The sequence below is a fragment of the Bradyrhizobium sp. ISRA442 genome, from assembly GCF_038085055.1.
In the GTDB taxonomy this organism is placed as follows: domain Bacteria; phylum Pseudomonadota; class Alphaproteobacteria; order Rhizobiales; family Xanthobacteraceae; genus Bradyrhizobium.
Window position 1 is genome coordinate 136931 of record NZ_JALGCN010000008.1, and the last position, 20413, is coordinate 157343.

Annotated in this window: 20 protein-coding genes; 10 read left to right on the forward strand and 10 right to left on the reverse strand. The window is 63.8% G+C overall.

Going from position 1 to position 20413, the window contains the following annotated elements; translation table 11 throughout:
* Positions 1-57 precede the first annotated feature (57 nt).
* Together tcuA and tcuB are read left to right on the forward strand one after the other, a co-directional pair.
* Positions 58-1449 (forward strand): FAD-dependent tricarballylate dehydrogenase TcuA, encoded by a 1392-nt coding sequence (gene tcuA / locus MTR72_RS18800; protein WP_280969373.1) that lies wholly within the window; start codon positions 58-60, stop codon positions 1447-1449.
* Positions 1436-2539, forward strand: a complete 1104-nt coding sequence (gene tcuB, locus MTR72_RS18805; RefSeq protein ID WP_280969374.1) for a tricarballylate utilization 4Fe-4S protein TcuB — start codon at positions 1436-1438, stop codon at positions 2537-2539. Before tcuA ends, tcuB begins: the two co-directional genes overlap by 14 nt.
* A 27-nt stretch (positions 2540-2566) precedes the next feature.
* Here the strand turns inward: tcuB and MTR72_RS18810 are convergent, their stop codons facing one another.
* From MTR72_RS18810 to MTR72_RS18820, 3 genes are all read right to left on the reverse strand, one after another.
* A complete protein-coding gene (locus tag MTR72_RS18810) occupies positions 2567-3874 on the reverse strand; it encodes a GGDEF domain-containing protein (RefSeq protein ID WP_280969375.1) in 1308 nt (435 codons plus the stop codon).
* 408 nt (positions 3875-4282) lie between these two features.
* The gene (gene pncB / locus MTR72_RS18815; RefSeq protein ID WP_280969376.1) at positions 4283-5587 is read right to left on the reverse strand and encodes a nicotinate phosphoribosyltransferase; all 1305 of its coding nucleotides are present in this window, start codon (positions 5585-5587) and stop codon (positions 4283-4285) included.
* Between the two features lie 79 nt (positions 5588-5666).
* Positions 5667-6596, reverse strand: coding sequence for a LysR family transcriptional regulator (locus MTR72_RS18820; protein ID WP_280969377.1), 930 nt, complete (start codon positions 6594-6596; stop codon positions 5667-5669).
* 96 nt (positions 6597-6692) lie between these two features.
* On the opposite strand from MTR72_RS18820, the gene pcaH reads away from it, so the two are divergent.
* Both pcaH and pcaG read left to right on the forward strand, forming a co-directional pair.
* Positions 6693-7487, forward strand: a complete 795-nt coding sequence (gene pcaH, locus MTR72_RS18825; protein ID WP_280969378.1) for a protocatechuate 3,4-dioxygenase subunit beta — start codon at positions 6693-6695, stop codon at positions 7485-7487.
* A 4-nt stretch (positions 7488-7491) separates the two neighbouring features.
* Positions 7492-8118 (forward strand): protocatechuate 3,4-dioxygenase subunit alpha, encoded by a 627-nt coding sequence (gene pcaG / locus MTR72_RS18830; protein ID WP_280969379.1) that lies wholly within the window; start codon positions 7492-7494, stop codon positions 8116-8118.
* 24 nt (positions 8119-8142) lie between these two features.
* Here the strand turns inward: pcaG and MTR72_RS18835 are convergent, their stop codons facing one another.
* Positions 8143-8754, reverse strand: a complete 612-nt coding sequence (locus tag MTR72_RS18835; protein WP_280970909.1) for a LabA-like NYN domain-containing protein — start codon at positions 8752-8754, stop codon at positions 8143-8145.
* A gap of 383 nt (positions 8755-9137) precedes the next feature.
* On the opposite strand from MTR72_RS18835, the gene MTR72_RS18840 reads away from it, so the two are divergent.
* On the forward strand, positions 9138-9521 hold the full coding sequence (locus MTR72_RS18840) for an SPW repeat protein (protein WP_280969380.1): 384 nt from the start codon (positions 9138-9140) through the stop codon (positions 9519-9521).
* A gap of 30 nt (positions 9522-9551) precedes the next feature.
* On the opposite strand, the gene MTR72_RS18845 is transcribed toward MTR72_RS18840, so the two are convergent.
* Positions 9552-10457 (reverse strand): helix-turn-helix domain-containing protein, encoded by a 906-nt coding sequence (locus MTR72_RS18845; protein WP_280970910.1) that lies wholly within the window; start codon positions 10455-10457, stop codon positions 9552-9554.
* 51 nt (positions 10458-10508) lie between these two features.
* On the opposite strand from MTR72_RS18845, the gene pobA reads away from it, so the two are divergent.
* Positions 10509-11681, forward strand: coding sequence for a 4-hydroxybenzoate 3-monooxygenase (pobA, locus tag MTR72_RS18850; protein ID WP_280969381.1), 1173 nt, complete (start codon positions 10509-10511; stop codon positions 11679-11681).
* 14 nt (positions 11682-11695) lie between these two features.
* Here the strand turns inward: pobA and MTR72_RS18855 are convergent, their stop codons facing one another.
* The 5 genes from MTR72_RS18855 to MTR72_RS18875 form a co-directional block, all read right to left on the reverse strand.
* The gene (locus tag MTR72_RS18855; protein WP_280969382.1) at positions 11696-12052 is read right to left on the reverse strand and encodes an Mth938-like domain-containing protein; all 357 of its coding nucleotides are present in this window, start codon (positions 12050-12052) and stop codon (positions 11696-11698) included.
* Between the two features lie 106 nt (positions 12053-12158).
* Complete coding sequence (locus MTR72_RS18860; protein WP_341510822.1) at positions 12159-12452, reverse strand: GYD domain-containing protein; 294 nt, start codon at positions 12450-12452, stop codon at positions 12159-12161.
* Positions 12453-12742: 290 nt separating this feature from the next.
* Positions 12743-14890, reverse strand: coding sequence for an adenylate/guanylate cyclase domain-containing protein (locus MTR72_RS18865; protein WP_341510823.1), 2148 nt, complete (start codon positions 14888-14890; stop codon positions 12743-12745).
* A gap of 17 nt (positions 14891-14907) precedes the next feature.
* Positions 14908-15576 carry a hypothetical protein gene (locus MTR72_RS18870; RefSeq protein ID WP_280969385.1) on the reverse strand — a complete coding sequence of 223 codons (669 nt, stop codon included), beginning with the start codon at positions 15574-15576 and terminating at the stop codon, positions 14908-14910.
* A 179-nt stretch (positions 15577-15755) separates the two neighbouring features.
* On the reverse strand, positions 15756-16892 hold the full coding sequence (locus tag MTR72_RS18875; protein WP_280969386.1) for a response regulator: 1137 nt from the start codon (positions 16890-16892) through the stop codon (positions 15756-15758).
* Positions 16893-17159: 267 nt separating this feature from the next.
* On the opposite strand from MTR72_RS18875, the gene MTR72_RS18880 reads away from it, so the two are divergent.
* From MTR72_RS18880 to MTR72_RS18895, 4 genes are read left to right on the forward strand one after another with little or no spacing between them, the layout of a single operon-like run.
* The gene (locus MTR72_RS18880; protein ID WP_280969387.1) at positions 17160-17483 is read left to right on the forward strand and encodes an STAS domain-containing protein; all 324 of its coding nucleotides are present in this window, start codon (positions 17160-17162) and stop codon (positions 17481-17483) included.
* Positions 17483-17848 (forward strand): response regulator, encoded by a 366-nt coding sequence (locus MTR72_RS18885; protein WP_280969388.1) that lies wholly within the window; start codon positions 17483-17485, stop codon positions 17846-17848. The genes MTR72_RS18880 and MTR72_RS18885 overlap by 1 nt, the downstream gene beginning before the upstream one ends.
* On the forward strand, positions 17845-19935 hold the full coding sequence (locus MTR72_RS18890; protein WP_280969389.1) for a chemotaxis protein CheA: 2091 nt from the start codon (positions 17845-17847) through the stop codon (positions 19933-19935). The genes MTR72_RS18885 and MTR72_RS18890 overlap by 4 nt, the downstream gene beginning before the upstream one ends.
* On the forward strand, positions 19935-20396 hold the full coding sequence (locus MTR72_RS18895) for a chemotaxis protein CheW (protein WP_280969390.1): 462 nt from the start codon (positions 19935-19937) through the stop codon (positions 20394-20396). The genes MTR72_RS18890 and MTR72_RS18895 overlap by 1 nt, the downstream gene beginning before the upstream one ends.
* The last annotated feature ends 17 nt before the right edge of the window (positions 20397-20413 follow it).

The following is a 20413-nucleotide window of genomic DNA, read 5'->3' on the forward strand; positions in this document are numbered from 1 at the left end:
GACCGCGGCCGCCGGCCAGCAGATTCTCTCTAACTCGCGTCGCATCGGACGGACGGCATGGGCAGCAAATACGACGTGCTGGTGATCGGTGGCGGCAATGCGGCGCTCTGCGCGGCGATCGCCGCCCGGCGCGGCGGCGCCTCGGTCCTCGTGCTCGAAGGCGCACCTAAGTTCTATCGCGGGGGCAACACGCGCCATACCCGCAACATGCGCTGCGCCCATGACGCCGCGACCGAGATCCTGACCGGCCCCTATACCGAGGAGGAGTTCTGGAAGGATCTGCTGGTCGTGACCGGCGGACAGACCGACGAGGAACTCGCCCGCCACATGATCCGGGAGTCCAAGGACATCCTGAACTGGATCGTGGAGCAGGGCGTGCGCTGGCAGCCCTCGCTCGGCGGCACGCTCAGCCTCGGGCGTACCAATTCCTTCTTCCTTGGCGGCGGCCGCGCGATGCTGAATGCGCTTTATCTCACCGCCGAGCGGCTCGGCGTTGAGGTCGCCTACGATGCAGAGGTGATCGATCTCGTGATCGAGGACGGCATGTTCTTGGCCGCCCGCGTCAAGCGGCCGATCAACGGCGACACCGAGATCCGCGCGACCTCGCTGGTTGCGGCCGCCGGCGGGTTCGAGGCCAATATCGAGTGGTTGAAGGAGCACTGGGGTGAAGCCGCCGACAATTTCCTGATCCGCGGCACGCCCTATAATCGCGGCTCGATCCTGAAGATGCTGCTCGGCAAAGGCGTGCAGGAGGTCGGCGATCCCACCCAGTGCCACGCGGTCGCGATCGACGCCCGCGCGCCGAAATTCGACGGCGGCATCATCACACGCCACGACTCCGTCGTGTTCGGCATCGTCGTCAACAAGCACGCGCAGCGCTTCTATGACGAGGGCGAGGATATCTGGCCGAAGCGCTACGCCATCTGGGGCCGGCTGGTCGCCGCGCAGCCCGATCAGATCGCCTACATTATTTTCGATTCGACCGTCGTCACCAGCTTCATGCCGACGCTGTTCCCGCCGATCGCCGGGCAGACGATAGCCGAACTCGCCGGCAAGCTGACGCTCGATCCGGCGGCGCTGGAAAAGACCATCTCGGGCTTCAACGCCGCGGTGCGGCCCGGCACCTTCGACCACACCATCCTGGACGACTGCCGCACCGAGGGCATCACGCCTCCGAAGACGCATTGGGCGCGGCGGATCGAGACACCGCCCTATCTCGCCTATCCGGTGCGGCCCGGCATCACCTTCACCTATCTCGGCACGCGCGTGAACAAAGAGGCGCGCATGCTGATGAAGGGCGGTAGGCCCTCGGCCAACATGTTCGCGGCCGGCGAGATCATGGCCGGCAACGTGCTCGGTAAGGGCTATGCCGCCGGGATCGGCATGACCATCGGCAGCGTGTTCGGGCGGATCGCAGGACGGGAAGCGGCGAAACATGCACGGAACTAGGATTCTCGACGAAGCCGACCGCCTGATGACGGTCTGCAATTCCTGCCGTTACTGCGAAGGTCTGTGCGCGGTGTTTCCGGCCATGGAGATGCGCCGCGCCTTCTCCGACGGCGATCTCAACTATCTCGCCAATCTCTGTCACGCCTGCGGCGCCTGCTATGTCGACTGCCAGTTCTCGCCGCCACACGAATTTAACGTCAATGTTCCGAAGACGCTGGCGATTGCGCGCGCTGAGTCCTATGCGGCCTATGCCTGGCCGCGGGCGCTGTCCGGCACCTTTGCGCGCAACGGCCTCGTGATCAGCATCGTTGCTGCGCTCAGCGTGGCGGCCTTCATCCTCGGCTTTGTCGCCCTCAACGACCGCGGCGTTTTGTTCGGCGTGCATGCCGGGGCCGGCGCATTCTACAAGCTGATGCCGCACAATGCGATGGCCGTGCTGTTCAGCGCAGCGTTCCTCTATGCCATCCTCGCGCTGGTCATGAGCGTCCGCGCGTTCTGGCGCGACATCGGCGATCCCATCGGCGGCCGCGCCGATGGCGGTTCGCTTCTCCAGGCGATCCGCGATGCGGGCGAGCTGCGCTATCTCCATGGTGGCGGCGTCGGCTGCTACAATGAGGACGACCGGCCGACCGACCGCCGCAAGCTCTGTCACCACCTCACCTTCTACGGCTTCCTGCTGTGCTTTGCGGCGACCTCGGTCGCCACGCTCTACCACTATCTGCTGGGCCGCGAGGCGCCGTATCCGTGGTGGGATTTGCCGGTCGTGCTCGGCACGCTCGGCGGCATCGGCCTGATCGCGGGGCCGATCGGGCTGTTCGTTGCCAAGATGCGTCGCGCCCCCGAGCTGCTTGACGAAGCGCGCTACGGCATGGATGTCGGCTTCATCGCCATGCTGTTCCTAACCGGTGCCACCGGCATGGCGCTGCTGATCCTGCGGGAGACCGCCGCGATGGGGCCACTGCTCGCGCTGCATCTCGGCGTGGTGTTCGCGCTGTTCGTCACCATGCCTTACGGCAAGTTCGTGCATGGCATCTACCGCTTCGCGGCGCTGGTGCGCTATGCGCAGGAACGGCGAACCGAGGGCACCTGATCGGCGGCCGATCGCCCCTGCGGACCATCAGCCTCGCGCGACGGCAATTTCGCGCTGCCGCGTCTGGACTGTGATGATCTCGGACCTTGCGGTGTCGACCTGAACCCGGTTGCGTCCCTTTTCCTTGGCCCGATAGCAGGCGACGTCGGCGCGATGCATGGCCTGCTCGAGCGTCGTGTTGCTGTCGGAGATGCAGGCGACGCCGATGCTGGCCGTCACCCCGAAGCAGCGATCGTCCCAGACGAAGTTGAACAGCTCGAGCGACTTGCGCAGCCGCTCGGCGATATCGACAGCGTCGAGCGGCAAACATTGCGGCAGGATCATGCAAAATTCGTCGCCGCCAAGCCGGGCGACCAGATCGTGCGGTTGCCGGTCCCGCTGCAGCAGGCGCGACACCTGGGTCAGCAGACGATCGCCGGCGAGATGGCCGTAGGTGTCGTTGACGGATTTGAACTGGTCGAGATCGATCAGGATCAAGGCCAGTGAGCCGGCGCCGTCGAGCTCGCATTGCAGGCGCGCCTCGAAGGCACGCCGGTTGGCGAGCCCCGTCAACCAGTCGTGCGAGGCCTGCCAGGCAAGACGTTCCTTCTCCTCATGCAACGCATCCTCGAACGACTGGCGTTGCAGAACCAACCGTCGCGTATGCCAGATCAGCAGAAGGATCAGGGTCACGGCCGTGACGATGTTCACGCAGGTCAACGTCAGCTTGATGGTGCGGGAGCCTTCGCCAAGCACCGTCGAGAACCGGTTGGCATGCTTGGTGAACCGGCTGTTCAGCTCCGAGAGCCGCGACGACAGGAGCTGCAAGCGGCCGCTGTCCCGAATGAGACCGTTCTTGAGATCGTTGCGGATAACATCGCCGAGGATGCCGAGCTCCAGCAGCATGGGATCGGTGGCGGTCCATTCCCGGATCGCCTCCTGGAAAAAGCTGATGCGGCTGAAATAGCGGAACAGCCAGATCAATCCGGGAACGTCGTCGGGATGGTTGCCGCCTTGCAGGAAGCCGATGCGTGCCGTCTCGACATCGACCGGGTCGCGCTCGAGCGCCCATCTTGCGTATTCATCGCCGATGGGAACGGCGAGGGAGGTCCGGTAGTGCGCGAACTGGCTCGCCTCGCCCGAATGCAGATAGAGATTGAGGAAGTAGACGGCGTTCTTCTGCGATCGTGACCACATCGCCTCGCCGGCGACATAGGCGCGGACCGATGACATCACTTCGAGGCTGAGTCCGGCGATCGTCGCCTGCAGCACCACGACCATGACGAAAGGCGAGACGAGCTTGATGACATGAACGAAGTTGCGTCCCTTCGCCGACGTCGCTGTTCTGCGAGACACTCTACGTTCCCCAAATCGCTCAACGACCCCAGCGGAGCGCTCGCTGATAACGCGAAGTCGGCTGGAACGCTGCTTAACTCGACCTGAAGAGCGGAGCGACCGTGTTGCAGGGTGAAGGCGCTGTGAAGTGGATGCAGGCAGATCGTCGCAAATGCCGCGAATCCGGAACTGGCACAGCATCCGAGCGAACAATCTGTCGAATTCTTCGTGCGTGGTTTACTCGATCGAGAGAAATCGGTCGCCGCTAATGTTGTGTCTCTACGTCTGATTCACTCAATGTCATTCCGGGGCGCGACGAAGTCGCGAGAATTCATTCATCCACGTACTCTGCGGCCAGATGGATTTCCGGGCTCCGTCGCTCCGCTCGGGCTCCGGAATGACGGAATTGGGACTGTCGGAGTTACAACACTAGACCAGCACGGGCGTACGCACGCGACCGGCATTGCCGAACACGCGCAGGTAACGCTCGATCTCGGAGGGCATGCCGGTCGCCTTCTCCGGATTGTCCGAGAGCTTCACCGCTGGACGCCCGTCGACCGACGACACCTTGCAGACCAGCGAGATCGGATCGAGATCGAAAGAGCCGTCCGGTGCGCAGCCGACGAAGTCGTTGGTGAGGTTGGTGCCCCAGCCGAACGAGAGCCGCACGCGGCCTACGAAATGGTGATAGGTATCCTCGATCGAGCCGACGTCCATCGCGTCGGAGAAGACGAGCAGCTTGTCCCTGGGATTGCGGCCCTTCGTCTCCCACCATTTGATGATCTCTTCGCCGGCCTGGATCGCCGGGGCGCTGTCCGGGCGGAAGCCGGTCCAGTCGGCGACCCATTCCGGCGCGTCGCGCAGAAAGGCCTTGGTGCCGAAGGCATCGGGCAGCGCGATCAAGAGATTGCCGCCATAGGTCTGGCGCCACTGGTCGAGGATGCGATAGGGCGCCCAGCGCAATTCCTCATCGTCCTTCGCGAGCGCGGCCGCCACCATCGGCAGCTCATGCGCGTTGGTGCCGATGGCTTCGAGATCGTTGTCCATCGCCAACAGCACGTTGGACGTCCCGATGAAGGACGAACCCAGCCCTTCCTTCACCGCCTCTACGCACCAGCGCTGCCACAGGAAGCCGTGGCGGCGGCGCGTGCCGAAGTCGGACAGCCGCAAATTCTCCAGCTTGCGCAGCCGCTCGACCTTGGTCCAGAGCTTGGCCTTGGCACGGGCGTAGAGCACGTCGAGCTCGAACCGGCCGCGGTCCTTCATCGCCGCACGCGAGCGCAGTTCATTGAGGATGGCGAGCGCCGGAATTTCCCACATCGTGGTGTGGGTCCAAGGCCCATGGAAGTGCAGCTCGTACTGACCTTGGACCTTGCGCAGCTCGTATTCGGGCAAGCGGAATTCGGCGAGCCAGCGGATGAAATCGGCCGAGAACATGTGGGTCTTGCCGTAGAAGGTATTACCGGCAAGCCAGATCAGCTCTTTCTTGGTGAAGCGGATGGTGCGGGCATGGTCGAGCTGGGCGCGCAACTCGCCCTCGTCGATGGTCTCGGCAAGCCGCACATGGCGCGAGCGGTTGATCACCGAGAAGGTCACCTTCTGATCCGGGTAGGATTCCCGAATCATTTGCAACATCAATAACTTGTAGAAGTCAGTATCGAGCAGGCTGCGGATGATGGGATCCAGCCGCCAGCTATGATTGTAGGTCCTGCTCGCAATATCGGTCACGGTCATGGACGAATTCTAGCGTGGCTGCCGCGTCGCAACCAGTGGGTCTGGCGAAGGGCAGGCTTCCGCAAGCCGTGACCAAGGATCAGTCGCCGGCCGTCGTTGCCGCCACGGTCTCGAGCTGGCTTCGGATCCAGCGATGGGCCGGGTCTTTCTGATAGCGCTGGTGCCAGACCATGAACATGGGCAGCTCGGCCAGCGTCCGGCTGCGCGAGGCCAGAGGAATGCGCGCTTGCGCGAAGCCACCCATCACGCCGGAAGCCAGCAGGCTCGGCATGCTCGCCAGCATGTCGGAGCCGCGCAGGAAGGACGGCACGCCGGAAAAGCTCGGCACGGAGATCGCGATGTCGCGATGGAAGCCGTTCGCGGCGAGCCGGCGGTCGAAATCGAGCCGCTCATTGTCGGTATAGACCACGGTGATGTGGCGGGCCGCGAGATAGGCGGCGCGGCTACCCGGCGCGGCGCGTGCCTTGGGATCGTAGTAGCAGACGTAGTGATCCCTTAGGAGACGCTTCTGCACGATGTCGACGCCGGACGGCGGCAGCGGCGTGATCAGAAGATCGCAGCGGTTCTCGCGCAGCATGGCAGGCGAGGGTGACTGCGAGGGAATCACGCGCAGGTTCAGGCTCTTCACCCTGTCCGCGACATGATCGAAGAACCGCGGCAGCAGCAGATCGCGCTGGAAATCATTGGCTGCGATCGTCAGCGAAAGCTGCGCGCGCGCCGGCTCGAAGCTGATGCCGCCAGCAAAGCTCCGCATCTCGTCGATCAGCGCGCGCGCCTTTACCGCCAGCGCCTGGGCGTGCGCGGTGGCGACGATGCCGCGCCCGGATTTGGCGAACAGCGGATCGCCGGCGATCCGCCGCAGCTTGTTCAATCCGTGGCTGACGGCTGATTGCGTCAGGCCGAGCCGCGTCGCCGCTGCCGTCACCGAGCCTTCCTCCAGCACGGCCAGGAACAGTTCGAGGGCGTGGCCGTCGAGCGCCAAATGATCAATTTCTTTCATGCAATTCATTATAATCCATCTATTTATCTTGAGAATGGCCGGAGCCATGATCTCCAGATTAACCGTGCGCCCGGACCCGGACGCCAGAGGGAGAGACCAACGCCGATGAACGCCCAGGCGCCAATTCCAGCCTTGCAGGATCCCCGCCTTAACCGCCCCGAGCCATTCACGCCGCCGCTTCGTGATGGCGGCTTCTTCCAGCGCGACCGCTCCATCCATCCGCCGGCGCATGCGCCCGGCTACAAGTCCTCAGTGCTGCGCTCGCCGCGCCAGGCGCTGCTATCGCTGGAGAGCTCGATTTCGGAGATCACCGGGCCGGTGTTCGGGCACAACGATCTCGGCCCGCTCGACAACGATTTGATCCGCAACTACGCCAAGGACGGCGATCCCGTCGGCGAGCGCATCATCGTTCACGGCCGCGTGCTCGACGAGACCGGCCGCGGCGTGCCGAACACCCTGGTCGAGTTCTGGCAGGCCAATGCCGGCGGCCGCTACCGGCACAAGAAGGACACCTATCTCGCACCGATCGATCCGAATTTCGGCGGCTGCGGCCGCGCGCTGACCGACGACACCGGCTATTATTACTTCCGCACGGTGAAGCCCGGTCCCTATCCCTGGCGCAACTACGTCAATAGCTGGCGTCCAGCCCATATCCACTTCTCGGTGTTCGGTTCGGGCTTTGCGCAGCGGCTGATCACGCAGATGTATTTCGAGGGCGATCCTCTGATCCCGGTCTGCCCGATCCTGACGACGATCCCGGACAAGGACGCGCTTGAGCGTCTGGTTGCTCCGCTCGATCTCAACGCCTCTACGCCGTTCGATTCGCTCGCCTACCGCTTCGACATCGTGCTGCGAGGGGCGCGCTCGACCTATTTCGAAAACCGCACCGAAGGAAACTGAGCAAATGCCGCAGCCGCTCAATTACCTCAAGGAAACCGCCTCGCAGACCGCCGGGCCCTATGTCCATATCGGCCTGATCCCGGCGATGGCCGGCTTCGACATCTTCGAGAAGAACTTTTCCAACGTCCTGGTGACGCCGAACACGGAAGGCGAGCGCATCACGCTTGAAGGCCGCGTGCTCGACGGCAGCGGCTCGCCGCTGCGCGATGTGCTGCTGGAAATCTGGCAGGCCAATGCCGCCGGCCGCTACAATCATCCTGCCGATCGTTCCGCCGGTGCGCTCGACGAAGACTTCCGCGGCTGGGGCCGCGCGGGCTCGGATTTCGACAGCGGCCTCGTCACCTTCGACACGATCAAGCCCGGCGCCATCACCGACAGGATGGGGCGCAAATGTGCGCCGCACGTCAATGTCTGGGTCGTCGCCCGCGGCATCAATATCGGGCTGAACACGCGGCTCTATTTCTCGGACGAGGAAGCGGCCAACGCCGCCGATCCCGTGCTCAACCTGGTCGAGCCGCCGATCCGGCGGTCGACGCTGATCGCAAAGCGCGGCGAGCGCGCCGGCAAGGTCGTATATTCCTTCACGATCAATTTGCAGGGGCCGGAGGAGACCGTGTTCTTCGACGTCTGATAATCCCGCGGCCGTTGCGCGGGATCATTCCACCCGGTCGCCGCGATTGATCGCTCCGCGCGCGAGGAATTGCGGCGGCTGACGCATCTCGCGCGATCCGGGCCGCTCGACCGGATCGCGCCCCACTTTTGGTTTCAGCTCTGCCAAATCAATGAATACGTCCGCCTGCCGGCGCAGTTCGTCGGCGACCATGGGCGGCTGGGTGGCGAGCGTGGAGACGACCGTCACGCGGACGCCGCGGCGTTGCAGGGCTTCCACCAGCGAACGAAAGTCCCCATCGCCAGAGAACAACACGATCTGGTCGACATGCCCGGCGAGTTCCATCGCATTCACGGCGAGATCCACATCCATGCTGCCCTTCACCTTGCGGCGGCCGGTGGTGGCGTCGACGAATTCCTTGGTGAGCTTGGTGACGACGGCGTAGCCGTTATAATCGAGCCAATCGATCAACGGGCGGATCGACGAGTATTCCTGATCCTCGATGACGGTGGTGTAGTAGAAGGCCCGCAGCAGCCTGCCTCGGCCGTGAAATTCGCTGAGCAGGCGCCTGTAGTCGATGTCGAAACCGAGCGCCTTGGAGGTGGCATAGAGATTGGAGCCATCGATGAAGAGTGCGATCTTCTCAAGCGAAGACATTATGCACAAATCTCCAGTTCCGCAGAAAACACTGAAATCGCCGATGGCTTGCTGAAAAAGACAGCGCAGACGGCCGGACAGGGTGTGGCCGTCTTGCGCCAAGGTTAGGGAGGTCCATGCCACCAGCGCCAGGGCGCCGAATGCAGCCACGCTAAGGCGTGCGCATTTCCCGCTCAATTGTACGGAGGTAAAGGGCAGCTATCCAAAGGATAGGGCGCTATATACGAAGGTAAGTGGCGGCGCCGGCAACACGCGCTGGCAACAAAGGCCATTACGGCTCGCAGCCTGGCCTCCGACCAAAGTCTATCCGGGCAATGCCTGCTGCCCTGGAACCAAACTCCCTCCGAATGATTCCATCGGCATATCCCCGCGGGAGATGTGTCATGAGCAGGTTGCAAGAGCGCGAAACCGTCCCAGACGTCTACAATCTATTCCTCGCGGCTGTGCTCTTCATATCCCCGTGGCTGTTCAAGCTGACTATCAGCCAGGGCAAGATCGATCTCTGGGTGACGAGCGCGATCATCGGCATCCTCTCGCTGGCTGCCATCATCGCCTATCGCGACTGGGAGGAATGGATCAATGTCCTGATGGGCGTCTGGCTCATCGTGTCACCCTGGCTGCTTGGATTTGCGCACACGCGCGCGATGCATCTCAGCATCGGCTTCGGCATCGTCATCGTGCTGCTGGCGTTGCTCGACCTCTTTCTCCACTATGAGAAGGCGCATCCGGAAGAAACGGAGTCCCGGCAGGAGAAGGCGCATCAGTAGCAACGCCTGGCCGTTGGAACGCCCGACACGTCAATCTGCGCCGCCATGCAACTGCACGCGAAAGGCGCGCGGCGAGAGGCCCGTGGCAGCGGCATAGACACGGCTGAAATAGGCGGGATCCTCGAAGCCCAGCGCATACGCAATGGTGGAGACCGGCAGGTTGGTGTAGACGAGATTGCGCCGTGCCTCGCGGATCAGGCGGTTCAGGATCAGGTGCGAGGCGGTATCGCCGGTCGCCGCCCGCGTCACCCGGTTGAGATGCGTCGGCGTGATCGCCAGCGCCTTGGCATAATCCGCGACGCTCCAGCGCTCGAGATGATGCTCCTCGAGCAGCGCCTCGAAGCGGCGGAAAAGGCCTGACTCGGCCGTTCCACTACTGCCGCTCTCGCTCATCAGCGCGCGCGCGACGAGCCCGATCATCGCTGCCGATAGCGCGCGGAGCACATGGGCCCGGCCGAAATCACGCGCCGCATGTTCGGCAAAGATCTGTTTCATGGTCGTGCGGATCTGCGGCGTGCCGCGGACCACGGCCGATCGCGACAACGCGCCGCGCAGGCCTTCCGAGGCAAGCAGCGCCTCGTCAAGGATTTCCGCGGCGATGGTCAGCACCCAGCCTTGCGTGCCCGGCACGAAACGGAAGCCGTGGACGTGGCCGACCGGCACATTGACGATCTGCATCGGCCTCAGCGGCACCGCGCGCCCGTCGAGCGTCGCCTCGCCGCCGCCGCGCTCGATCAGGAGCACTTGGTGCAGCCGGGCATGCCGGTGCACGGCCAGCGTCCAGTCGTGCAAGACCGAGCGTGACGCGATCGTCTCGCAATGCACGACATCGGGCAGATCGCCGGACTCGCCGAACAGGTTATAGACCCGGATGGCCGGGGAAGGGGCTGCGGTTCTCATGTTCGAATTGTACAAGACAAAGGCGAAACCCTCCATCGGTTTGCGGCGCAAAATCTGCAAAAAGCGCTCCGACGGGAGGACGCAAAAATGAAAGTTCAGGTCTGCATCATCGGCGGTGGCCCGTCCGGGTTGCTGTTGTCCCAGCTCCTGCACCTGAAGGGCATCGAGACGGTCGTGCTGGAGAAATACAGCCGCGAGCACGTGCTCGCCCGTATCCGCGCCGGCGTGCTCGAGCACGGTTTTGCCAAGCTGATGCGCGAGGCGCAATGCGGCGAGCGGATGGACCGCGAGGGCGAGATCCACAAGGGATTCGAGATCGCTCATGACGGCGTGCTCTCCCACATCGATCTGCACAGTCATTCCGGCGGCAATTCGGTGCTGGTCTACGGCCAGACCGAGCTGACGCGCGACCTCTACGAGGCGCGCGACCGGCTTGGCGGCAAGGTCGTGCACAATGCCGAGGACGTCACGCCGCACGACCTCACCTCCGACAAGCCGTTCGTGACCTACCGTGTGAACGACGAGACCATCCGGGTCGATTGCGACTACATCGTCGGCGCCGACGGCTTTCACGGCGTCAGCCGCAAGTCGATTCCGAAGGACGTGTTGCGCGAATATGAGAAGGTCTATCCGTTCGGCTGGCTCGGCGTCCTGTCACGCACCAGGCCGGTCAACCCGGAGCTGATCTATGTGAAGCACCGGCGCGGTTTCGCGCTATGCTCGCTGCGCTCGCAGGTGCTGAGCCGCTACTACATCCAGGTGCCGCTGACCGACAAGGTGGAGGACTGGTCCGACGATGCATTCTGGGCCGAGCTGAAGCTGCGCCTGCCGGACGAGGTCGCTGGCCGTCTGCTCACGGGCCCGTCGATCGAGAAAAGCATCGCTCCCTTGCGCAGCTACGTCGCCGAACCGATGAGCTACGGCCGCCTGTTCCTCGCCGGCGATGCTGCCCACATCGTGCCGCCGACGGGCGCGCGCGGGCTCAACAGCGCCGCCTCGGACATCTATTATCTCTATCATGGCCTCCTCGCGCACTATCAGGAGGGCGATGATTCCGGCCTGGAGGGCTACTCGGCCAAGGCGCTGGCGCGGATCTGGAAGGCGCAGCGCTTCTCCTGGTGGATGACCATGATGCTGCATCGTTTCCCCGACCGTTCCGGGTATGAAGACAGGCTCCAGCAGACCGAGCTGGAATATCTGTTCTCGTCCGAAACGGCGCAGCGCCTGCTCGCGGAGAATTATGTCGGGCTGCCGTTTTAAGGGCGGTGGATTGCTCAGCAGGTGACGTGAAAAAGGCCGATCTTCCTGGCATGCGAGCGGTTGAACGTATGAATTGCCTCCGGGGTCGGCTCGAGCAGGACCGCGCAACCTTTCTTCGCAAAATACGCCTCCGCTTCCGGCGATAGATGCACATTGCCCATCTGGCCCGACCCAAGAATGAGCTGCTCGCATCCGTCTTCAAAGATGAACTTCGCCTCGTCCTTCGAGAGGACGTGCGAGGTGCCGTAGTACTTCTTCGACAGCTTTTTCTTCCGCTTCGCCACTTCGCCGGACAGACGAATGATCACGTCGTGTTCATAGGTCTTTCCGTCAATCGTGATCGTGCCGAACGTCGTGGCTTCGATCTCCATGGCCTGACCTCCTCATGATATCGGCACAAAGTCTCGCTCTCGGCTTCGGTGGACGAGCCTGCGCCAATCCGCACTGGGCACAGGCCCGTCGAGACTCCGAAGTCGCTTACGGGAGCTCGGATATCAGCTTGGTCCACTCGGCCTCGGTCCAGGCGCGTGAGGTGCTGGTACGCACATTGCCGAGGGAGCCGAGCGCAAGCGCGAATTTTGTGATGTGGTCGCCGAGCGGTGCTTCGGCGAGGACGAGAAGGTCATGCGCGCCGGAGGTGAGATAGATGTCCTTGATCTCGACCCCGACTTTCTTGGCAAGCGCCTTTGCCGCTTCGCTGCGCTTGGGAGCTTCCCTGACATTCCGAATTCCCTGGTCGGTCCAGTCGATCGTCAGTATGAATGTCGCCATGTCGATCCTCCCTGAGGTACACGTGCGCATGGCCTGCCGCGCGCGGCGGGCCAACTTGCTTCATGCTGAAAAATTGAGGGAGCGCCACGAAGGTCGGCGCTGCTTTCAGACTGCGATGCCTGCCGACGGCCTGCTCGCCGCCCGTTCCGGCAACCGGCGACGTCGGCCCGTCCCGTCTCGAAGGGCAGCTCGATTTAGACTACGCCATGTCATGGGTTCGAAAAAGAGGGCTCTCCGGGTTGTGACCGGCGACGCAACGGGCCACGACCGCCCATCGGCGTCGAGGGCCGCTATTTTCCCTTGAGCGTGTTGACCGGCGTCCAGTCCGCCGAAGGCGGGCAGGTAGCGAGCTCCTTCGCGCGTTTGGCAAATAGTGCTGACGGAGCATCGGTTGCGGCGACCTGGTCGAAGCAATCTGCCGCCTTGGCGAATTCTCGCGCCCGCCAATGCGCAAGCCCTTCAGCGTAGCCTGCCGCCGCCTTCATCTGTTCCGCCGTCTCTGCCCCTCGCTCGGCCAGCGGCTCAAACACTTTGATCACCTCGTGCCGGCCCAAAACCCTGACGGCATCGAGCTCGCGCCAGGCGAAGCTGTCGGTGGTCTGCGCGACCGTCATTTCGGAGGCCATGATCGAGGTCGCATAGTATTTGTTGGCGCCTTCCAGCCGCGAGGCGACGTTCACGGTGTCGCTCATGACCGTATAGTTGAAGCGGCGCCGGGAGCCGATATTGCCGACCACGGCCTCGCCGCTGTTCAGCCCGATGCGGTGCGACAGGCCGCGGCCTGCGAACGCGGCATTGCCGGCGTTGAGCTCGGCCAGTTTCTGATGGCACTTCAGGGCGGCGCGGACCGCGTTGCGGGCGTGCGCGGGATCATCGGCCGGCGCGCCGAACATCGCGACGATGGAATCGCCGATATATTTGTCGACGTAGCCGCCATGGCTCTCGATGATGTCGGTCATGGCGGACAGGTATCGATTCATCAACGCCACCAATTCGCCCGGCGTCATCTTCTCGGCGATCGAGGAGAAGCCGGTGAGGTCGGAGAAGAACATGGTGACATTGCGTATCTCGCCGCCGAGCGCCGGCATCTTGCCTGAGGCAATCATGGTGTCGATGACCTCGGGCGCGAGATAGAGCGCAAAGCTCTTGCGCAGGAAGCGCTCGTCGCGGTCGGCGATGACGAAGCGGTAGCCGATCATCATTGCGATCGCGGCAAGACCCGCCAGCGCGGGCTCGGTCAGGGGCAGCGCTAAGGCATGGACGAATAGGCTCACGGCCAGCGCAGCGTAAACGGCCGTGAGCGCGATATAAGCCGCCATCGCGCTGGCGGGTGTGAGCACGCAAGCCGCGCAGGCAATGATCATCGCGAACAGGATCGTGAGTGCGGTCCGCAGCGGAAAGCCGAGCTCCGTCACAGCATCGCGTTCCATCAGATTCCGCACCGCGGTGGCGTGGACGAAGACGCCGGCGACATCGCTGCGCGCCGCCGCAGCGTGCGCCGGGGCCGGCAGGGCGCATCGTGCGGCCGGCGTCCCGTCATATCCGCCGGACAGGCGCATCGAGGTCAGCTTCCGGTCTTCGAAGTTGAGGACGGTGCCGAGCAGCACGACCTTGCCGTCGAAGGCGCGGCGGAAGAAGTCGGGGTCGTCCTTCTCGACGCAGGCGTGCAGGTCGGCGAAGGAGTATGTCGGGACATCGCGGCCTAATCCGCGGAAGTTGAGCGTCAGCGTGTTCGTCTCGGCGCTTGGGATCGCGTAGCCCGCCAGCGTCATCGCACCATCAGGCGCAAACTCGGGTTTCGCACCCAGTGCGCGCGAGGCGAGCTCGACGGCCATTGCGGGAATAGGCTTGCCACCAATGGGAAAACTCAGCGGCATCCGCCGGATGATGTCGTCTGGATCGGTATGGACGTTGAGAGCGCGGACGTTGTTACGCACCGCTACCTGCTGTGCGCGGTAGGGGACGTCCGGATGATCGTGGCTCAGGATCTCGCCGAGCACCAACTTGCCGGCATCGGACATTTGCCTGAGCGCGATGAGGTAGTCCCGGTCAAACCCCTTCATGCGCGCGCCGAGCGGCGCCTCGCCGAAGGGGATTTCCGACTGCTCGATCGAACTCGGAAAGATGATGTCGAAGCCGATCGCCTTGGCGCCGCCGTCGGTGATGCTTCCGAGCACCCGGCCGATCTCGCGCGTCCAGGTCAGCGTCGGCGATCCCTTAAAGGGCGCTGTGTCATAGGTCTCTCCATCGATCGCCACGACGATGACCGGTGACGTGGCGGGATCGCGGTGGTCACCGACGAGCTTGCCGCGCAGCGCCGTGAGGATGTCGAGCGACAGACCTTGCAGGGCATGAAGCGGCGGGGAGTTGAAGAGCGCACCCGAAAGGAGCGCGATCAGGATTGCCGCAACGATGTCCCGTCTGCCGATCCGCCGCATCGCGCGTTGGGAATCGCCTATTCGAGCCGCAGCAGGCGACCGACGATCGGCGTCGGCGAGGAGGTGGCGCGGGCATCGACCTGGAACGTGTAGCGCTTCGCGCCGAGGGTTGCGAGATAGGTTGCGCCCGGCGTCAGCGTCTTGCCGGCCTTGGCGAAGTCGTAGAACTTGCCGGCGACCAGAATCTCGCCCTTCAGCGGCACGCTGATCGAGGCCTCCTTGCCGTCGATGCGATCGATGACCAGCGTGCTGCCGCTTCTGACCTGGACCAGCGGCGAGACACCGTAGATCGTCGGCAGCTTTGTGGGCGTGCCCTTCGCGTCGGATCGCATGGTGCGGAATGTGGTCGCCGCCCCCTGGTTCGCCTGGCGCTCGGAGAGCTGCGCCGCATTGGCGTCGCAGGGCACCTTGGCGCGCTGCACGTCGCCGAGCTGCACCGTGCTCTGCTCGGTGCCGACCAGAACGACGCCTTCACTAATTGTCTCGCGCATGCAGGATTTGAGATAACTGAGCGTGACGCTCGCCTTCGGCCCGAGCTTGATGATCTTGCCCGGCGCCACATAGTCCATGAAGGCGATACCGTCGACCTTACCCTGCACGTCCTCGACAATCGCGGCCGGCGTCTGCGCGGCGGCGGGCGCCGCAAGACAAAACACGCCGACAATGGCGCCTATCAGGCTTCTCATGGGCTTTCTCATCCAATTCGATTGTATGCGATTGATCCCCGTCTGGTCCGATACTTAGCAGCGGCTGGCGCAGGCAACTGTGACCAGAATCACTCTGGTATTGGTGCACATTACGAGGAAGAGGTTCAAACCCCGAGAGGCAGGCGCGGGACGTTGCGAACCGCTCGGGAAAGGCGGAATCAGGCCGGAGAAACCTCGGGCGAGCGGCCTTCGTCCGGGCGGCTCTCGGCCGTCTCGGCCATGTCGGGTGAGAGTGGGGCCTCGGATTTCTGGAACGGGGGCGTTCTCTGCCCAACGGCGATCGCGACGACCTCGTCCCAGCGCGACAGGAAGGCCTCGACGCAGGCTGGGTCGAATTGTCGCCCCTGGTTCTCGATCAGGTAGCTGCGTGCAGCCTCGAGCGGCATCGGCTCTTTATATGGCCGCCGCGTCGTCAGCGCGTCGAAGACGTCGGCGACCGCGACCACGCGTGCGGCGACCGGGATGCCGGCTGCCTCCAAGCCGTTCGGATAGCCCGTACCGTCCCAGCGCTCGTGATGACCTGCGGCAATTTGCGCGCCGAGCTGGATCAGCTCGCAGCTTGAGTCCGCCAGGATCCGCTCACCGATCGTCGCATGGGTGCGGATCACCGCCATCTCCTCGTCGGTCAGCCGGCCGGGCTTGAGTAGGATATTGTCAGGGATGGCGACCTTGCCGACGTCGTGCAGGGGTGCGGCCAGATAGATGTCGCGGCACAGCCGCGCCGGCAGGCCGAGCTGCTCGGCGATGATGCGGCTGTATCTGGCGACCCGCAGCGTGTGCTCTCCGGTGTCGTTGTCGCGATATTCGACCGCGAGCGCGAGGCGCAGGATGATCTCCTCTTCGCGCTCCCCGAGCTTCTGCGTCGCAGCCGCCACCGCGCTCGCGAGATCCGCGGCGCGATCGTTTTGCTTGCGCACGGCCGCACCGAGCCGGATCAGGTTGCGCAGGCGGACCGTCATCTCGACGCTCTGGGGCTGCTTGGGCAGGAAATCGGTGGCGCCGGCCTCAAGCGCCTCCATCTTGACATCGTCGGTCTGCCGCGAGGTGATCATCGCGATCGGAATGTCGGCGCAGCCGGGCAGGGTACGGAAGGCGCGGATGAAGCTGATGCCGTCCATGTGGGGCATCTCGTAGTCGACCAGCACGAGGTCAAACACGCGCTCGCGAGCGCAGGCCAGCGCATCGACGGGATCGAGGAAGGCGGTGGCCTCGACCAGACCTTCGGATTCGATGTGACGTTTCAGGAAATTGAGGACGGAGCGGCTGTCATCAACCAGAAGCGCTTGGGTCAGCATCGGCGGCGGGGGCCCTCTTCGCTGGCGAGGCACGAACCCAAGACATAACCCGATGGAATTTAACGCGAAGCAAATGCGTCGGCTGGGCGACGTTGCTGGGATATGCGCATTTCGCATGAGATTCTGGAACCCTATGCATGTTTGCATGCAGTCACGCGAAACCTTAGGGAATGTGACCCGTAGTTGTACGGACCACCTCGTTAGGAGTTTGCTCATTCGATTCACGTCAAACGTGTATCGGGATCTTAAGCAAAGGCGGATGCAGCGATGTCGCTCAATCCCTCAGAGCCGAAGTGGTCATTGCGGTTACCCGCTGACTGCAGCATCGCGGCCATTCGAAACGTCTATGACCTCATCCGCGAGGCGTTCCGCCGGCAAGACCGGCTCGAAATCGACTGCTCCAGCGTCGACAAGGCCGACGTAACCTCGATCCAGCTCCTGTTGTCGACTGCCAAGACCGGCGAGGCCCAGGGGCGTCCCATCGTCCTCACCTCCTTCTCCCAGTCACTGCGCAACACCCTCCGCCGCGCCGGATTCGCCAGCGAGGCTATGATCGATCAGCATTTCCCGCAAAAGAAAGATGGCACCTGATGGCCACGATTCTGACCGTCGATGATTCTCCCAGCATTCGGCAGATGATCAAGGTCGTGCTCGAGCCGGCCGGTCACAGCGTGATCGAGGCCGGTGACGGTGCGCAGGGACTCGCCAAGGCACAGGCCGGCAAGCTCGATCTCGTCATCACCGACCTCAATATGCCTGTCATGAACGGGCTGGAGCTGATCCGGGCGCTACGCAAGCTGCCGAGCGCGGTCGGCATGCCCATCGTGTTCCTGACCACCGAATCCAACGACGCGGTGAAGCAAGAAGCGAAGAGTGCCGGCGCCACCGGCTGGATCACGAAACCCTTCAAGCCCGAGCAGTTGCTCGCCGTCGTCGCCAAGCTGGTGCGCTCATGAGCGCGATGGACCCGACCGAGGTCTTTCGCCAGGAGGCCAGCGAACTCTTCGAGGTCCTGGAAGGAGCGCTGCTCGATCTCGGCCAGCGTCCCGACGACCGCGAGTTGGTCGATTCCGCCTTCCGCGCGCTGCACACGATCAAGGGTTCGGGCGCCATGTTCGGTTTCGACAAGGTCGCTTCCTTCACCCACGAGTTCGAAACCGCCTTCGACCGCGTCCGCAAGGGTGAGATCAAGCCGACACAAGAGCTGATCTCGGTCGCGCTCGCCGCCAAAGACTACATCCGCGCGCTGATCGAGGATCCGCAGTCGACCGACGATATCATCGGTGAAGCGATTCTCGACGACCTCAAGCGCTTCGTGTCTTCGGACCAGCCACAAGATCAGGTCGCCCAGATCGCGGCAGCGCCGCCGCTGGCCCCGGCCGAGACCAAGCAGGCCGGCTGGCATCTCTACCTGGAATTCGAATCCCACATCCTGCGCAACGGATCGAACCCGCTCGATCTCCTGGAAGATCTCTGCAAGCTCGGGCCCTGCTTCGTCGTGCCGATCACAGACGGTGTGCCGTTCCTCGACGAGATGGACCCGGAGGACTGCTATCTGAAGTGGGACGTCAAGCTGCACGCAGCCTGCGACAAGGATGCGATCGACGACGTCTTCATGTTCGTGCAGGACGAGATGAAGCTCACGCTCTCGCCGTTGAAGCATGTCGAAGCGAAGCCTGCACCGCTGTTCCAGCTCCTCGACGAGGAGTCGATGCAGGCCCCGGTGATGGAGATGTCCGTTCCGGCAGCCGGGGCTGCAACGGTGCCGGTCGTCGACGAAGCCGCGGCGAAGCTAGAGCCGAAATCCGAGATCAGGCGCGAGGCGCCGCCCGCGCGCCGCGAGGACACCAAGCGCGAAGATCGCGGCATCGCCACCGTCCGTGTCCAGGCCGAGCGCCTCGACGAGCTGATGGATCGCGTGGGCGAGCTCGTCATCGCCCAGGCGCGGCTAACGCAGCTCGCCTCGGCCGGCTCCGATCTCTCGATCAAGATGATTGCCGAGGAAATCGAGCGTCTCGCCTCCAGCCTGCGCGACACCACGATGGGCGCGCGCATGGTGCCGATCGGCTCGCTGTTCGGCCGCTTCCGGCGCCTCGTGCACGACCTGTCGCGGGATCTGTCGAAGCCGGTCGAGTTCGTCACGTCGGGTGAAGACACTGAGCTCGACAAGACCATGATCGAGTGCCTGGCCGATCCGCTGGTGCACCTGATCCGCAACGCCATCGACCACGGCATCGAGGACACCGCGATCCGCGCGGCCGCCGGCAAGACCGAGCGGGGCCGGATCGAGCTCGCCGCCGTCCATTCCGGCGCGCAGGTGCTCGTGACCGTGAAGGACAATGGCGGCGGCCTCAACACCGCCCGTATCCGCGCCAAGGCGGAAGAGCAGGGGCTGATCGCAGCCGGTGCCGCGCTCTCCGACCACGAGATTCACCAGTTCCTGTTCCATCCGGGCTTCTCCACCGCGCAGACCATCTCGGCGCTGTCCGGCCGCGGCGTCGGCATGGACGTGGTCAAGCGCACCATCGAGAACATGCGCGGCTCGATCGATCTGTCGACCAAGCCGGGCCAGGGCACCACCGTGACGCTGCGCTTGCCGCTGACGCTCGCGATCATCGAGGGCCTCCTGATCCGCGTCGGCGAAGGCCGCTACATCATTCCCCTGTCGGCGGTGGAGGAATGCGTCGAGCTCACGGCCGAGGATGAGCGCTCGCGCGGCCGCAACTTCCTCAATGTGCGCGGCAACCTCGTGCCGTTCCTGCGCTTGCGCGATCTCCTGAGCGCATCCGGCGCGCCGGACCAGCACCAGAAGACCATTATTATCTCGACCGGCGAGACCCGCGTCGGGCTCGTCGCCGACCAGATCATCGGCAACCACCAGACCGTGATCAAGTCGCTCTCCAAGTTGCATTCGGATGTCACGATCTTCTCCGGCGCGACCATCCTGGGTGACGGCACGGCGGCGCTGATCCTCGACGTCGCGCAACTCGTCGCGCTGGCGCAGTCGAGGGTCGAAAAGCAGCATATCAGCGAGGCGGCGTGATGAACGAAGGGCAGGTCGGCGAGAGTCAGGTGGACGCGATGCAGGTCGTGATGATCGGCCTCGGCGAGGAGAAGTTCGCGCTCGACGCGGGCCTCGTGCGCGAGATCATCGATCCCGTGCCGGCAACCAAGGTCGCCGGCGCACGGTCCTTCGTTCCGAGCGTGATCAACGTGCGCGGCAACGTCATTCCGCTGGCTGACCTGCGCATCCGCTTCGGCATGCCGCAGACCGACGCATCCGCAGACACGCGCATCGTCGTCGTCGAGATCCAGATCGACAACGAGCCGGTGTTGGTCGGCGTGACCGCGGACAAGGTCTACGAGGTCACGGAGATCTCGCAGACCGATGTGCAGCAGACGCCGCGCGTCGGGATGCACTGGAAGCCGGAATTCATCCGCTTCATCACCAAATGGCGTGAAGAGTTCGTCATCGTTCCGAACATGGAACGCATCTTGAATTGAAACGAGGTCTCGGGGGC